The 15864-nt window shown below is 40.7% G+C and carries 11 protein-coding genes, 1 pseudogene and 1 riboswitch; of the genes and pseudogenes, 2 read left to right on the top strand and 10 right to left on the bottom strand.

The annotated features are described in order from the left end of the window. Nucleotides 1-74 precede the first annotated feature (74 nt). From eutH to AB5Z52_RS12790, 9 genes and pseudogenes are all read right to left on the bottom strand, one after another. Nucleotides 75-521: pseudogene (eutH, locus tag AB5Z52_RS12830) on the bottom strand (ethanolamine utilization protein EutH); the annotation flags it as partial. 13 nt (nt 522-534) lie between these two features. Next, nucleotides 535-798: a EutN/CcmL family microcompartment protein gene (locus tag AB5Z52_RS12825; RefSeq protein ID WP_002345851.1), complete on the bottom strand. Its 264-nt coding sequence runs from the start codon at nt 796-798 to the stop codon at nt 535-537. Beyond that, nucleotides 789-1409, bottom strand: a complete 621-nt coding sequence (locus tag AB5Z52_RS12820; RefSeq protein WP_003127750.1) for a hypothetical protein — start codon at nt 1407-1409, stop codon at nt 789-791. The genes AB5Z52_RS12825 and AB5Z52_RS12820 overlap by 10 nt, the downstream gene beginning before the upstream one ends. Nucleotides 1410-1423: 14 nt before the next feature. Further along, the gene (gene eutD / locus AB5Z52_RS12815; RefSeq protein WP_025478888.1) at nt 1424-2056 is read right to left on the bottom strand and encodes an ethanolamine utilization phosphate acetyltransferase EutD; all 633 of its coding nucleotides are present in this window, start codon (nt 2054-2056) and stop codon (nt 1424-1426) included. Nucleotides 2057-2059: 3 nt separating this feature from the next. Next, complete coding sequence (locus tag AB5Z52_RS12810; protein WP_288551814.1) at nt 2060-2947, bottom strand: ABC transporter substrate-binding protein; 888 nt, start codon at nt 2945-2947, stop codon at nt 2060-2062. Between the two features lie 217 nt (nt 2948-3164). After that, a riboswitch (cobalamin riboswitch) is annotated at nt 3165-3331 on the bottom strand. Between the two features lie 235 nt (nt 3332-3566). Continuing rightward, nucleotides 3567-4424, bottom strand: a complete 858-nt coding sequence (locus tag AB5Z52_RS12805; RefSeq protein ID WP_288551813.1) for a class C sortase — start codon at nt 4422-4424, stop codon at nt 3567-3569. A gap of 276 nt (nt 4425-4700) precedes the next feature. After that, nucleotides 4701-6578, bottom strand: coding sequence for a SpaH/EbpB family LPXTG-anchored major pilin (locus AB5Z52_RS12800; protein WP_029487125.1), 1878 nt, complete (start codon nt 6576-6578; stop codon nt 4701-4703). Beyond that, nucleotides 6575-7990 carry a SpaH/EbpB family LPXTG-anchored major pilin gene (locus AB5Z52_RS12795; protein WP_288551812.1) on the bottom strand — a complete coding sequence of 472 codons (1416 nt, stop codon included), beginning with the start codon at nt 7988-7990 and terminating at the stop codon, nt 6575-6577. The genes AB5Z52_RS12800 and AB5Z52_RS12795 overlap by 4 nt, the downstream gene beginning before the upstream one ends. A 3-nt stretch (nt 7991-7993) precedes the next feature. Then, the gene (locus AB5Z52_RS12790; protein ID WP_368243801.1) at nt 7994-11455 is read right to left on the bottom strand and encodes a SpaA isopeptide-forming pilin-related protein; all 3462 of its coding nucleotides are present in this window, start codon (nt 11453-11455) and stop codon (nt 7994-7996) included. Nucleotides 11456-11704: 249 nt separating this feature from the next. Here AB5Z52_RS12790 and AB5Z52_RS12785 point away from each other — a divergent pair, with 249 nt between their 5' ends. Then, entirely contained in the window at nt 11705-13138 is a 1434-nt protein-coding gene (locus AB5Z52_RS12785; protein WP_288551810.1) for a helix-turn-helix domain-containing protein, read from the top strand. Nucleotides 13139-13413: 275 nt separating this feature from the next. Here the strand turns inward: AB5Z52_RS12785 and AB5Z52_RS12780 are convergent, their stop codons facing one another. Continuing rightward, nucleotides 13414-14391: a choloylglycine hydrolase family protein gene (locus tag AB5Z52_RS12780; RefSeq protein WP_003127742.1), complete on the bottom strand. Its 978-nt coding sequence runs from the start codon at nt 14389-14391 to the stop codon at nt 13414-13416. 254 nt (nt 14392-14645) lie between these two features. Between AB5Z52_RS12780 and AB5Z52_RS12775 the strand changes: the two genes are divergently transcribed. Then, nucleotides 14646-15746 (top strand): mandelate racemase/muconate lactonizing enzyme family protein, encoded by a 1101-nt coding sequence (locus tag AB5Z52_RS12775; protein WP_003127741.1) that lies wholly within the window; start codon nt 14646-14648, stop codon nt 15744-15746. Nucleotides 15747-15864 lie beyond the last annotated feature (118 nt).

Raw genomic sequence — 15864 nt, 5'->3', positions numbered from 1 at the left:
TGTTTTTTAATACCTAAAATAAAAATGGGGCTGAAGAATCAATTCTGATTCATCAGTCCCATAAATTATAGAGCCGTAATAATTCCACTTAACACCCCTGTGGCTAAAAACTGTTGATCTTCTTTTTGAATAATCCCCAACGCAACAGGAATGGTGAAAACAATTGTTGGTCCCATCATAGCCCCAAGGATTGCTCCAGCAAATAACCCTGCTTGAGGATCATTTGCTAATTGCTGTGCCAGAGCAAATCCCCCCATATCATTTGCTAGTAGTGTTGTCGCGAACATTGCCGGATCAGCACCCAGCAATTCATAGACGGGAACAACGATAGGACTTAAAAGATTCGCCAAGACCGGGGCTAACGTGATGATCCCTACCATTGATAACGCTAAAGACCCCATCACCATGATACCTTCTTCAAATTGTTTTCCAAGTCCTAATTTATTCCCGATGCATTTATCAATGCCTCCAATGATCATAAAAAGAACCATAATATACATAATAATTTCATTAATGCTCATAGATTCAACCTCCTTATTCTTCCTCTGCAGCATCGATGACGCCAACGATCATTGCGTCAATAGGTACTTCTGGATTTTCAGCAGAAATTCGAGCAGCATTGCCTTGACTGATCAATACTTTATCGCCAATTCCTGCGCCAGCATTATCCGCTGCAATAATAAAGCCTTGTTTTTGTTCTTCTTGATTCAAAATGTCTACCATCATAAATTTCCACCCGTTTAATTTCTCGTCTTTTCTTGTAGACCACAAACTGCCGGTAACTTTTCCTAAAAGCATGCTTTTTCCCCCTTTATAAGCAACTTTTGAGTGCGCGCATAATCTTGTGCTAATGGTGTCAATTGCGCATTCTTTATTGGAGGAATGCGGTATTCTAGCATTTTTTTCAATTGTTTTTCGGTGATGAAGGTCCGCTTAGGCAATGCCTTAGGCACTGATTTTTTCTGACAGGATTTCCAAAAATCAGCATAGTCTTGCGGGGAGCGATAGAATGTCAGACCAAACTGCTGACATTTGTCTCGATATTCTTGAATTGTCTTTTTCACTTGATATTTAAGCGGTGTTTCTTTCGGAATTGCTGGCAAAGTTTCTAAAACAAGAATTGGTTTTCCTTGTAACAAAAATGAAAGTATTCTTCGGGTCAATAGATCGTTTTCTTGCAGTAAAGCAATACTGGACATTTGAGAAATCGTTAGTTGTTTCACAATCATTCCAGCCGACTCTTGATCTTCACCGGTTCTCCACTGAACAGTGGGAAACTGGGTATATAATTCGGCAGGAATCTCTTTTTTCTCTTGCGAAAAAGCAAGAGCAAGGGTAGGCTTTGGGAGTTGCTGACAGATACGATCAGTAATTTGTTGAACCAGTTCTTCTATTTCAGAAGCTTTCATTGTCCAACCTTCTCTTACTTAATGATGTAACCATGAACACCTTTTGATAAACCACAAGCGTTTGCTTCATCATAATCAATATGCATATACGTCGCGAAATGAGGACTGACACGTATCACTACATCATCAAAAATCAATGGTCGCGTGCCTAGTACTTTTACTTGGACGATTTGTCCGTTAGTCACATTGTTTGCTAGGGCATCTTCTGGTGTCATATGGATGTGTCGTTTTGCCACGATCAATCCGCGATCTAATGAAACAGTCGTTGCGCCATTCATCAATGTCACCCCTGGTGTTCCTTCAATCTTTCCACTTTCTCTAACAGGCGCGTTAATACCTAAAATTCGGGTATCTGTCATTGACACTTCGACTTGTGCTTCCTTACGTTCAGGACCTAAAATCACGACATTTTGGAACAGTCCTTTTGGTCCTGCAACAGTGATTCGTTCTTTACATACATATTGACCAGGTTGTGACAAATCTTTTACTTTCGTTAACTGATACCCTGATCCAAATAAATGATCGATTTCTCGACGAGACAAATGGACGTGACGTCCAGAAGCTTCTACTTCAAATGTGTGATTTTGTAGTTGAATTCGTTTGATAACTTCTTCAACAATTTCATTGATTGAATCCAATGTGTTCATCTCCTAGTTCAGTTTTACTACAGTCATTGTTTGGTTCAACGCATCCGCCCATTCTTGGAAATACTGATAGCGCCTATCAGGCTTTTCTTCGAACAAGAATAGGATTTTGTTCAATTGAAGTTGGATTTCCTTTGAAGAATAATCCCATTGTCTTCTCTGACTGCTCTCTATCACTACTTGCTCTTGATCAATCGCTTGTTCAATCACCGAGAATTTTCCTTGAATGATATTCTCCAACCAAGCTTGTTGTTTCTCAAAGTACAGCCATAGTTCTGCAGGAAACGTGTCATCTCTCAACATAGGAAAATAAAGAAGATGCTTCAAGTGCTGTATTTCATATTCTATCTTTCGTGATAGTGACTTTGTTTTGATCGAGGAGGTCCGAATAGGACAACTATCGGCTCTTTTCTGAGTACTTGTCGTTACGCTAGTGATGGCTTGAATACTGGTACTTGTCGGTATATTGACAATCGTGATCCCGGCATCTTCTACTTGCTGCCAGACACTTTCAGAACTTGCTAAATTAATGTCATTCACATAGACGATTTGCGGTTTCAATGCAATCAATTTTTCTGCATCAATCGCCATCATATCCATTTGAGGTAATGCCTGAAGCGCTTCATTCAGTGACCCGCTTTGCATGTCAACAGCAACCAATTCATTCGTTTTTCCTATATCATCAATAACTTCTGTTACTGATGGAACCAGTGAAACGATTTTAGTTGCCTCTTTAGGCAATGAGATCTCTTTCCCACTACGGTCTTTCGTCGGCAAATTTTGTTCTGTTTTCTCAGTTGAAGCCGTAGCTTCGTTTTCTTGTTTGCCGCAACCCGCTAATCCAATCCCAGCAACTACTCCGATGGTCATGATCGTCATTAGAATTTTTTTCATCTTTTTTTCCTCGCATTCAACTTTTTTTGAATTTTTTCTTCCAACCCTTACGGATAAATCGATTATTCTTCTTTCCTACGGTTTGTCTATCCCTCCTTTTACTTTGTATCAAAAAACAAAAAAACCACTTTTCCTTTAATAGAAAAAGTGGTTCATTAACAGTACTAACAGTAGATCAAGCCAGTTATCGTCGAAGCCCCTTCTTTTTCCTACAAAAGAATGAATAGACTTATCAAGCCGGTATCCTGACTTAGCTTCTTCTTACTCCCAATCCTTCCAGAATAGAATCATTCTGTGGTTCTATTGGTTTCATCCACCATACAGTAGGTAGGTCTGTAGAGGATTCACACCTCTTTCCCTGACACTTCATAAGTATACGTTTATTGTATCTTCTTTGATAGCTAGTTTTCAAAAGGATCAGCAGACGTCCTTGTCCACTAATACATCCTCATTATAGCGTTTGCGAATATTTTGTCAATCCTCTTAACGTCTTACGGCAGGTTCGATAGCATAAGAGATACAAAGATTGTGCGGGCTAGCAAATAAATCAGCTTTCTTTATGCCCTGTAAATCAAAAAAATTTTTTTAAAACAGGGTTTCTTTGATCAGCCAACTCATTTTATCTGCTAGATACTGGAGGGTTCCCAATTTTTTTCTTTCGCCGCTTATACCACCAAATACAAAAAACGAGGAAGCCGCAGGCAGTAAAAATGAGGATCCACAGAAACTGCTGTTGTTGCTGTTTGACTTTCTTTATGTCATCAGTGACTTTCGGATGATAAGGAATCCGGTGTCCTCTTACCAATAATCGATGACTATTGATCATGTAGGGAGTGCAGGTCAACAATGTGACAAGATCTTTACCAGATTCAATCTGAAGGTCTTGTGTATCGGTGGGGACAACAGTTTTGGTTTGATCGACTTGATAAACGAGTGTTTCGCCGTAGACTTCTAAATAAAACTCATCGCCTTCCTGCAATTCTGGCAAATCAGTAAATAGTTTTGCTTGCGGCAATCCACGATGACCCGAAATGACGGCGTGGGTATTTTTGCCTCCTGTAGGAAAAGAAGTCCCTTCCAGTAATGAGCTGCCTTTTTCCAACAATGCTGAATTGGTCTTGTCAAAAATAGGGACTCGTACATTGATTTTGGGGATCGTTAACACACCGATCGTATGGCTTTCAAAATACGATTTATCTGGTTTTTTACTGATTTTCTCTGCGTCAGAGAATGGATCCAGTCCGGGGGAGCCGCCTTCTTTGGCTAACTGTTGATTTTTGTCGATCTGCGCTTGCAACTTCGCCATTGCGGCGGCATTTTCTTGATTTGCTTCTGCTTGGTAATGCGCAATGATCTGTTGGTCCAAATAATTATTCAGTGCATCGCTAATGAATGGATAGAAAAAAATCCCTACACCAATCAACAACAAAAGGATCATCAATCGATCGACTATCTGGTGTCCTCTTTTTTGTTTCATCGTTTCCTCCTCAAAAAAATTAAAGGAGCTGTGACAAAAGACTTGTCACAGCTCCGTTTTCCGAACAAGTGGTTCAACAAGCGGTTAGAATCAGCTTCTTCTAAAATAGCTTTTCAAAAAAATTGGAAAAGCTATTTTAGAAAATCCTTTCTTATTTCTTGAAGCGGACCATGTCTGTTGCAACCTCCCGTTTTTATCTGACTAGGTCGAAATAGCTGAGATCTGCTTTTGAGGCTGCCAATTTTTCTAGAAGTGAAAATCTAGCAAAACAGAAAATCAACGAGTTTCTTTTCGTTTCATGAAATACAAACCCACAATGATCAAGATCAGCGTACCGCTGCCTAAATAAAGATAGATGCCTTTTCCGCCTGTAGAAGGCAATGTTCCTTTGTGTTTGTTAGGCACTTTTTCAGGAGCAACTAATTCTTCTGTGGTTCCGTAAGAATGCTCATCCACTGTAAATTGGATTCGATTTGTTAGTAATACATAATTTTCTGGCGCTGCAGTTTCTTCCAAATAATAGGAACCATATTTTAGTCCAGTAACGACGACTAGACCATCAGCTTGCGTCGTGAATGTTGTTGCATCTGCTTTGTTTGCCACCCAAGTCACTGTTTTCGCTGCTTCATCGACCTTCAAATAGTTTGCACCCTCACTATTTTGATCACGTACAACGAAAGAGGCACCTGCTAGAGCTTGCGTGGATGAAACATCCCCATCGACTTTGATAAATCGTTTCCCACCGGTGACGACTTCTACTGTTGGTGGCGTTTGGTCATTGGTATGACCATTATCAACATTGGCTTCGTTTTTAAAGCCTTTCGTTGGATCTGCTTTTTCATTTAGATGCATGAAGTAAACAAATTTTAATGTACCTCCTGGTGTTAAAGAAGGGATGAACGCTGGATCGACAGCGACGGTGAAGCCGTTTGTCTGTTCAGTTACTTGATAGTTTTCAGATGCGATCAGTGTATCACCATCATAAAGAGCATAGGCTGTATCTCCTGAAGGTGTATTGTCAAAGGTCAATGCATCATCATGGGTATCTACTAAGTTAAATTTGTTGTATTTATTGGCATTTCCTTCTTTATCAGCAATACCTAATGGAATATTGACCGCAATCTCGTACTTGATCTTTTCACCAATCGCTACATCTTTGCCGTTTAAATTAGGCGTTGTTTTTTCAACGTTTGATGTATCATTTTTAACGGTTTTTTCTACTGGGGTTTGATTATCCGCTTCAATAGTGAAGGGTGTCTTTGTTTGATCATCAATCAATTCAGCATTGTTCGGTGCTTTGACCTCTTCAAGCGTATAGGAACCCACTTCAAGATTCTTCACCGTTAGTTCACCAGTTTTCTCTTCAGATTCTGTAAAATCATCTTCGCCGATTCCATAGCTTTTACCAGTAACAAAATGCTTTGCTTGTCCTTTGTCGGTTGTCCAAGTGTGGAGACCATCTTTTACCCCTTGAATATACTTGGTCGTACTTGGGGAACCTTCATTTTTTGAGAGTACGAATTCTGCACCATTCAACGATTCATTTTCAGCAGTACCTCTTTTTTTCACATGTAATGCCCCATCATTTGAAACGATATTTTTGGGGTAAACATGAACCGTAGATAATTCTTCTGTCCCATAGTTATACGAGCCGTCTGATTGCTTGATCATCTCATAAACCGGGAAGGCAATGACCATATTGGCAGCAGCCGCTACCCCAGATTTTGGTTCTTCTTTGATGACGTAGACAGCATCTTTGTCGTTTTGTTTTTTCGGTACATTTACGGTAATATTGCCATCTGCATCTGTTATACCTTCAGCTATTGGCGAACCTGGGGTTAGACCTTGAACTGCTTGTTTTGCAGCTTCGACAGTTGCCCCGGCTGCTCGTTGCGCATAAAATTCTGACGTCACATTATAAATGCGGAAAGTGACATCTGCAAGACCTTGATATTGATCAAAATCACTCATCTCTTTCCCACTATTTTGAATGAGCGGATCCGGAAGATCGGTCATTTTCTTTTTATGAATGACGATTTGGGCATTGCTTGCATTTTCCTCAGCATAAGCTGCTGTACCCAACCCATTGATAAAAACAGGTAATGTTAGTAATAGCGTACTTAGTAAGTACCATACTTTTTTTGCTTGTTTCATTTTCTTTCTCCTCGTTTTTGTTTTTGGTCAATCAGCCCAGCAATGACAAAACCTATCAATGCTACACCGGCTAAGATCAATCCTGTTGCTTGTTGCTCATTAGTCTTTGGTAAAAAACCAGTATGTTTCTTGTTGATGATTGCCAGTGGGGTAGCTGCTTTTCCATTTGTTGTATAGGAATTTTTTTCAACCACAAACGGAATGGCTTTTTGATTAAGCAAGTAATTTTTTGGGGCTTGGATTTCTTCCAAGAAATAGTGGCCATCTTTTAACCCTTTGACGGAAAATTCTCCGGCTTGATCAGAAGTGAATCGTTTAGCTCCCGCTTTTTCTCTTTGCCATTGATAACCATTGGCTGATTCATGCAAATAGGCTCCCATTTGATTTTTTACGACGAATACGGCATTTGCCAATGTTCGCTGCGGATCTTGACTATCTCTTTTGACGAACCGTTTCCCACCAGTCCGTATGTCAACTTTTTTGTTGATGATATGTTTATCTGTCAGCAATTGCCCTTCATTTACGATCTCTGTGTCAGGCTCTGCATTCATTACTTTCATTTGGTAAGAGACTTGCAATTTTTGATTGGCAAATTTTTCTAGCTGCTGAATAGAGAAATCCAGGACAAAGCCATGATCCGTTGTTTGAAGTGTATATCCTGTCATAACGGATGTTCCTACTTTTACTGTGATCGTTTCTGGTAAGAGAAATAAGGCAGAATCTGCTGTATCCGATAGTTGGAATTGTTGGTAATCCAAGATATTTTCTGGGATATGTGTTGACAGTTGATAATCCACTCTCTCGCCATAGGTAAAATCAGAGGTTTTGGACTGCACTTCTTTTTCAAGAGGCGGCAAATCGTATGCCTTCTCTTCATTTTTTGGGTACAAATGAATCGTGGTCATTTGATTCCCTTTCTGATCAAGAACTGGCAAAACAACGACCAAGTTTCCGGCTTTCTCTTTCACGACATTAGGAGCCTCTGCTTCCACGAATAAATAGATCTTATCCCGCTGCTGGCTGTCCTTGGCTGCTAATGTGAAGCTAAGTAAACCATCTTCTCCTTGGATCTTCTCGGTCTTTCCTTCGGCAATCAGGGATCCGGCTGCAGGACCTTGCTCAGCCAACTTTTTTTGCGCAGCTTCCACCGATTCACCATCTTCCCGTAATTGATAGAAAGAATCGGTGACATCGTATACGTGATAGGTGACATCATTTAAACCGCGGTAAGCTTGAAGCAATGTACCTTCTCCGGAATTGATTTGTTCCTGGGGTAACTGCCCTTCAGGAAATAGTAACTTGTGTAACGTGATGCGAACATTCGCTTGCATTTCTCCTGCTGAAACTTGTTGGGAGAAACCTAGTAACACAACTAGAAAAATGCATACACTAAACCAACGCATGCTTTTCATCCGCTACCCCCTCCTTTCTAATCGCTGGAGGTATAAGTAGATACCAGCGATGGCGATCGAACTAAAGGCGAGTAGATAAATCCCTAATCGACCACTTCCACCTGTTTCCGGCAGTGGAACTTTCGCCTGATTGGTCACATCTAGTGTAATCTGGTTGTTTTTTTCTCCAGCAACTAACACATCAGCGACTTCTTCGCCATCAATCTGTACTGAGCCATCTTCATTGATCACAATTTCAATTGGCTCTTTCAATCCTTGATACCCTTCTGGCGTATATGTTTCCGTCAAGACATATTTTCCCGGCTGTAACTGATCAAAGACAAACGTATCCGTCTCTTCTCCTGGTCGTTCAATGTCTGTATTTGGACCCGTCAAACGGAATTCCGCCCCTTTTAATGGCGTCTGATCGTCGGCCTTTTTGTGGACGGTCAAGTCAAAGGCTTTTAACTGGTTTTGATGATTCAACGTCCATTCTTTACTTTGTTTATCCACATTTTTGCCGTCGTAGTGAATCTTTCCATATTTATCCACCGTAAATTCATAGTTGCCGGCGATCGTGTCATACCCCAATGGACCTGTCTCTTCGACCATTCGGTATTGACCTGGCTGATCCAATATAAAATGGGCTACCCCTGAATCCGTTGTTTTTTCCGTAGCGATCGTTTGATAACGGTCTGAAGAATTTTTCTTTTGCAACGAAAATGTTGCCCCAGATAAATTTACTTCATTCCCGTCTTGCAGCGTATACTTGCGAATGCCGATTGGCAATTCTGAAAATTGATTAACCACGGTCAGTGTGATCACTTGTTCTTCTGTAGAAACCTCATCCCCATCGATTGTCACAATTCCCTCTGAAGTGACTTCGATTTGCCAAGTTGTTTTCCCACGTTCATGTCCAGCAGGAGCTTGCACTTCTGTGAGAGTATAGGTTTCACCTTTTTGCAGTCGGACATTTTGCGGCAAGGAGTAGCTGCCATCTTGATTATCGATCAATGTCGTACGGCCATTTTTGCCAGTTAATTCAAACACAGCACCTACCAGATTTTTTTCGTCAGCAGAAGAGTTTTTGATCACTTTAAGCGCTAATGGCTGAAACTGTTTCGTGTTTTTCCACGTTGTTTCATCTACTTTTTCTTGCTCATAACCGGGGACAGCTAGCTCTCGAGTCGTTTGATAGCTGAAATCTTGTCCCCGATTATTGTATTTGGGTAGACCTAAGGTTTCGGTATAGGCATCATCTGCTGACTTTGAAAGCTGTGTTACACTAGTGCGTTCCCATAAGCTTCCGGTATCATTTGACGGTTGCGAAATCTTGATATAGCCTGTTTGCCAATTTGTCTTATCTGAAACTTGTTTTCTGGTAACTTCATAGATAACATTTTCTGATCGGCTGCTCGGATCATGATCATATTCTTCCCAGATTTTTTTGAAATCAAGCTTGACTCCTGGTGCTTTCCCCGATGGCACTCCAAAATCTACCACTTCATCTGCTGTTGCTACTGGTTGGAAGGTTGTTCTGCCATTCATCGGGTACCAGAAATCAGGTTTGAACGTTGCTGATTCTGTCTGGATCCTGACTTGATAATGGATCTGAATTTCTTGCTCTTTCCCTAAATAAATTTCATCACTATGAACGGTGTTTCCTTCAAATGAGAGTGTGGGCATGGCTTGTACTTGAAGGGACCCGACACTTTTGACTGTTAATGTATTTGGTTCGTAACTAAACGGTTCAGCAATCGGATCGGTTACTTTGCCGTTTGCCACAGTTCCAGATATCTGAACCGCTTTTCTCGCGAGATAATCAGAAATATCCGGTGCATGATCGGCTGATTCATAGTAAAGATCACCATTCTCATCCGCAGACACCATTTGCCGCATCTTGTTTTCTACTTCTTGTTTGGATAATCCCGCATTAGTATCACTTTGCAGTTGAATGCCTAATCCATGAATTTCAATCCCTCGCTGCTTTAATGCCATTGCTTCACCAATGGTTGCGATAAACGTACTGTTGATCAATTTATTGGTATTTCTTTGGTCTGGAGCATAGTAGCTGTTAGAAATACGAGAAGTACTGCCCGGCTGGTCTTGTCTATTGGTAAATTGGGTGCCGTAATAGCTGCCATTCGTTTCTGTTTGAACTTTGCTGACTTGGTAGGAAAAAGTGGGAACACCATCTGTCAGTAGAACAATCACTTTTTTGTGTCCATTTGGTGTTGCCAACATGTTTCCGGCATCTCGCAGAGCTTTTTGCGTGAAGGTTCCCCCAGTAGTACTGCTTGGAGTAATCGTCTTAATGGCATTTTTGACCGAATCAAAGGGACCCATCGCGACCGAATCATTCTTGTATCCATCACTTGAATACCCAACATAGCCCATATGAATGTTGTCTGTGATTCCACTTTCTGCTAGCGTATCTACAAATCGATCCACCCCTTTTTGGACCTCGCCAATTCGATTGTTGTCATTCATACTACCTGACCAGTCAACTACTAAAACCAAATCTAACGGTGCGATCTCCTTTTGGACATTTCCGCGAATATTCAGGTATACATCAAATAATCCAGGTGTCGTGGTCTCTTTGGCATACTTGCGAATGGCATAGTCTGCTTGGGAACCAGTCCCACCATATTCAATATAGGAATTGGTTTTGTTCGTTGGTTCCCCGTTCCATTCCGTTTGCCCATCCCATTGTGCAGCTCCGTCTTTGTTTCCTTGATGGTTGCGCACATTCTGATTCCCAGTCGGTTGCCAGCTTGCTGTCGGATAGGTTCCTGACGCATCTGTCGTATACTGAGGCAGGATTGCTTTATGACTGCGATCAAACACTGGATCAGAAGCAACGCTAGGGAGTGAAAAAGGTTTTATCACTTCATCTGCAGCTGTTGATCTTTCAGATACTTCAGATGCTTCAGGTCCTTCTGTTTCTCTGTTTTCTGCCAGCGTTTCGTTGGTATTTGATGGATTTATTGATTTTGACTCTTCGGATTCTGCTGAATGTGTATCTGTAGCAGCTGTTTCCTTTACAGCATCCGTTTCTGCTCTAGAAGTATTGTCCTGGGTGTCAGTCGGTTTTTCCTTTGTTGCCTGCGGCATGACAACAGAGACCTTTTGGATCTGACCTTCGTAAATTAATTCTGGTGCTTGCTCGGTCAAAAAAGAATTTTTCTCAACGGGCAGCGTCAGTTGAATGGTCTGATTTAGTTGAGGCTCTATTGTCAGATAGAGGGTATTGTGTTTAATTTGATAACCGTATCCCTCTTGTTTTTCTTCTACTTCTTTTAGCTTGGCATGATCCATTCTTATTTCTTTTTTTATGGGCTCATTTGTTTGATTCGTGAGTGCGACATCTAGTAATAGCTGTGGCTGCTCAGAATCATCTGATATGATTTTGGCAGATAGAATAGCTGCCCCATTAATAGTTTCTGCTCTAACGATTATGGATGTGAAATAGGAGCTAACCAGCATAAATACTGCTCCTAAAACCCACAACTTCCTCAGTAAATTAATTTTCATTCTCCCCTTTCATTTGTGAACCAATAGCAAATCCCAATAGCCTGCATGCTGGAAATTTGTTATTCTAATCAGATACCTAAGTATACATAGAAGGGAAGAATCAAATCACACCAGCTTTCATACCAAGCGGTTTCATTATTGAGATTGCGTTATTGTTTCGTTGATTGTTTTATTAAAGTAAAGGACTTGGGAGGAAATGAAATGATTAGGTTTTTGGAGAAAAATTATCGGAAGATGGAAGAAATCATTCGTGTGTTATCCATTTCTGATAAGTGGATGACTAAAAAAGAACTTGCAAGACACATTGGTAGCAGCGAATCAACGTTTATCCGATATATTGAAGAGATCAAGCAACGCTGGGGAAATGTTTTAACCATCAAAACATCGCATAAATTAGGGTATCGTCTAGAGAATTTCGATGCTACATTGTATCTTCAAACACTCACAGATATGGCGAGAACTTCAACAACGACACAACTCCTTCATGAATTTATTCAACAGCCAGGCAAAACGATCGATTATTATTGTGAGGCAATCAATATCAGTCGATCATCTTTTGCACGAAAACTAAAACATTGCAATAAAGTGTTGGCTGCCTATTCACTTCGGGTCATTGTGGATCGCGGGTATCAGTTAACGAGTCAGGACGATGAGCTGTCTCTGCGGATATTTACGACCTACTTTTTTTTGATGTATTATGGCCATTGTGATTTGCCTTATCACTTTGATAAACAAGAACTAAAACAAGTGATGCGGCGCAATCACTGCATTTTGAATAGTATCAGCTTGGACAACAGCTATGAACATGACTTTTTCATTATGTATTTTATCGTTGATTTGTTAAGAGAGAGTCAAGGATTTCGGCAACGCCCTATCACCAAGATAGCCGTGAAAGCAAAAATCAGTAATGAAGACTATTCATTGATTAAACGCCATTTGAGTGGTATTAGTTTAGAGTCTTGCCAAACAGTCATTGACTACTTTCAAAAAGGGGCTTTCCAGCAATTTTATTCAGAGAATAGATCTGTGATCAGTGAGAAGATACGTGACAATTTGACCTTCAATACTTTTCTGCAGTTGGAACAAATCACAGACGAGGTCGGCGACTTCGTTGTACACTTGCTGACTTGTCTTTATTCCTATGCGCAATTACTGCCCTTTGATACGACAGAGCTGACACAGCGTGCCACTTTTTTTACAAGACATATCAAATTTACACAGCGCCAATTGTATGCACGACTCAAAGCAGAACTGCATTTTTTTTCTGAATTGTTGGAAACGAATCTCATCAGTTATTTGTCTTCTTATGTATTCTGGTTATTGACTTCTTTTCCGGAGATCAATCAGACTTTGGTGTCAAAAAAGATCTTAGTGATCAGCGATATGGGGATCAATCACAGTCAATACATCAGTTACTATGTTCAAGATATTCTTGATCTGCATAAAATTCGTTCAGATATCCTGCCCATCAATGGTGAGCAATTAGGTAACTATGACTTGGAATCCTTTGATTTGATCATCACGAATCAGCCGATTTCTGAAACAAACGTTCCCAGTGTTGTTATCAATGACGCCTTACTATTTTCAAATAAAAAAAAATTACTGGACTTATTGTATTTCAAAGATTTTTTTTAATATCTGAAAGTAAAAAAATTATTTCTTGTTTTCTTCTCGTAGTTTTAATGAACGATTATCATAAGAATACGCTTTTCCTTTGAACCGTTTTTTTCAGCATCAGAATAGATAAACTCCCCAGCTACCTACTACAAAAATTTCGACGGCAAATCACACGAAAAAAAGATCTGCGGTAATGACACACCGCGGATCTTTTTATTGGAGAGATGACTCTTCGTTAAACTAAGTTATTTTCTACTTATCTATCTTTGCATCGACCGTTGTGTGGCCGATTATTACACCATCGTTTTTGTTGTGAAACTCTTGGCAACCGCAAAAATCCGGGGCTGTTTCAATTGTAACCACTCTTTCTTCAATTCCAATGAAAAAACTTCTTGGGTTTCATAAGGATTGAAATAGTAAGTACCATTTGTCACATTATAGACCACTCGATACTGAGTATACTCAGATTGACCATTATCTTCGACCATCAGTCCTTTGGGGATCGTGGCATTATTTAAGAGATGGAACATGGCATTGACTGTTTCTTCGGCAGTCTCTCCTACATTCACAAACTGTTTGTGATAAACGGTTCGAACAAATCGTTCAGGGGAAGTCAATCCGCCCGGTAAAATAGATGTTCCATTTCCAAGACCAAAGGGGAGCACCTCTACTCCATTGACTGTTGCGGGAGGAAAATTAGCAGGTCTCGCAGCTAAATAGTTGCCAATATTTTTTACATGCCACTCCAATTCTGGACTGTTAGTCATCACGCCGATTGGATTTTCTTTTATTTCGATAAAACCACGATTGGTTTCAATGACAACACATCTTCCGGTAGTATCCGTTACAATAAAATGCAATGGGACTGTGATACCTAGTAGCGCCGTTTCTATCTGTACTAGATTGATCCTGCTGATTTTTTGGTACAAATCAGGGATGTCTGCTACGTTTCCTAATACCCAATGTAACAATTCATGGGGTGCAAGGTTTATTTTCTCCGCTGTGTATTCGCAATAAACAGCTTCATTCGAAAAGTAGAGTTCAGCAATCGTTAGTCCCTTCTCATTGACCCCATCAATAAAAAGAAATTCTTCTAACTGTTTGCCCGTTCCAACAAAGCCATAGGTATTGGTGACCTGTCCCCCTAGTTGTAAAGACCATTGATACCCCCGTGGCATGACGATTGGTTCGCCGTCTAACAAAAATGCAAAGTCCATCGTCCGAGCAAAAAAAGTCTGTCCATGAGCAGTCAGCGTGAAACTTGTACACATATGTGTGATCTCCTTTTTGTTCATCATAGCTTGGGTTGCGCAGAAGTTCAACTATTTCAGCGTGTTCCCACCAAGAAATTTGACTCCTTTTCAGATCGGAATCACTTGGTTAAAGGTCGCTGGAAAAACAGGATTATTACAATGATAGAAAGAGATTGACAACTCAAACTACAAATGAAACCGCTTGAATTCTTGCCAAGTGGATGTTAAGATAATAATGCACACGTTAACATTATTGGAAAAGGAGGAATTTTATGTCCACGATCACAGAAATCCAAACTTCCTACTATCGGATTCCCTTACCAGAATTAATGGAAGATGCCAAACACGGATTACACACTCACTTTGAGGTGCCAATCGTCAAAGTGCGCACGGATGATGGTAGAGAAGGTATCGGTTATACGTATACGGGTGGTTTCGGAGGAGAGTCGATCGCTAAATTGATCGACAAAGAACTGAAACATATCCTGCTAGGAAAAGATCCTGCTTGTGTGGAAGCTCTTTGGGAACAGATGAATTGGGGCATCCATTACATTGCCCGAGGTGGTCTAGCAAGCTTTGCCATTGCCGCCTGTGATATTGCCCTTTGGGATCTGCGCGCAAAAAAAGCACGAGAACCATTATATAAACTTTTGGGAGGACACAGCAATAAAGTAAACTGCTATGGCGGTGCCATTGACTTGAATTTTCCATTAGAAAAATTATTAGCCAACAATCAAAAATATTTGGATATGGGATTACGGGCTGTCAAAATCAAGTTAGGGCAAGCAACACTGGCGGAAGATATCGCCCGCATCAAAGCCGTTCGTAAATTGATCGGTCCCGATATTACCTTTATGGTGGATGCCAATATGAGCTGGTCCGTTGAACAAGCCGTCAAAGCCGCTAAATTGATGGCGCCTTTTGATATTCTCTTTTTGGAAGAGCCAACGATTCCCGAAGACTACGAAGGATATGCTCGAATCGCTAAAGAAGGTCAAATAGCAGTTGCTGGCGGAGAAAATTTACGAACACCAATTGAATTTGCTCATATGTTATCTTATGGTCAAGTCGATTTTCCTCAACCGGATGCCTCGAATTGTGGAGGGATCACTGGCTGGCTGAAAATTGCGGCATTGACACAGTTGCATAATGTCAGTATCTCGACTCACGGCATGCAAGAGCTTCATGTCAGTCTGCTGGCTGCCATGCCTAATGCCGGATACCTAGAGATGCATAGTTTCCCGATCGATCAATACACCACTCGCCCTCTGATGATTGATCCAGAGGATGGAATGGCTATCGCGCCAGAAGAACCGGGAATTGGTGTGACCTTTGACTGGGACAAATTAGCCCCTCATCAATTGGATTTTTAAGCAATATACACAAAGAGCTGTGACAAATGATTTGTCACAGCTCAGACTGTAGACAAAGTCCATTTTATGGATGATGTCTACAGTCTTTTCTTTTATAATAGATTTATGAAAACGAATG

The sequence above is a fragment of the Enterococcus sp. RTP21361st1_A6_RTP21361_211029 genome (assembly GCF_040910045.1).
Classification (GTDB): domain Bacteria; phylum Bacillota; class Bacilli; order Lactobacillales; family Enterococcaceae; genus Enterococcus_D; species Enterococcus_D gallinarum.
This window is presented reverse-complemented; position numbering and strand designations above follow the sequence as displayed.

Coding starts and splice junctions, on each gene's coding strand:
- AB5Z52_RS12820 (WP_003127750.1), bottom strand. CDS start 1,409: ATGAAAGCTTCTGAAATAGAAGAACTGGTTCAACAAATTACTGATCGT.
- AB5Z52_RS12785 (WP_288551810.1), top strand. CDS start 11,705: ATGATTAGGTTTTTGGAGAAAAATTATCGGAAGATGGAAGAAATCATT.
- AB5Z52_RS12805 (WP_288551813.1), bottom strand. CDS start 4,424: ATGAAACAAAAAAGAGGACACCAGATAGTCGATCGATTGATGATCCTT.
- AB5Z52_RS12775 (WP_003127741.1), top strand. CDS start 14,646: ATGTCCACGATCACAGAAATCCAAACTTCCTACTATCGGATTCCCTTA.
- AB5Z52_RS12810 (WP_288551814.1), bottom strand. CDS start 2,947: ATGAAAAAAATTCTAATGACGATCATGACCATCGGAGTAGTTGCTGGG.
- AB5Z52_RS12800 (WP_029487125.1), bottom strand. CDS start 6,578: ATGAAACAAGCAAAAAAAGTATGGTACTTACTAAGTACGCTATTACTA.
- eutD (WP_025478888.1), bottom strand. CDS start 2,056: ATGAACACATTGGATTCAATCAATGAAATTGTTGAAGAAGTTATCAAA.
- AB5Z52_RS12795 (WP_288551812.1), bottom strand. CDS start 7,990: ATGAAAAGCATGCGTTGGTTTAGTGTATGCATTTTTCTAGTTGTGTTA.
- AB5Z52_RS12825 (WP_002345851.1), bottom strand. CDS start 798: ATGCTTTTAGGAAAAGTTACCGGCAGTTTGTGGTCTACAAGAAAAGAC.
- AB5Z52_RS12790 (WP_368243801.1), bottom strand. CDS start 11,455: ATGCTGGTTAGCTCCTATTTCACATCCATAATCGTTAGAGCAGAAACT.
- AB5Z52_RS12780 (WP_003127742.1), bottom strand. CDS start 14,391: ATGTGTACAAGTTTCACGCTGACTGCTCATGGACAGACTTTTTTTGCT.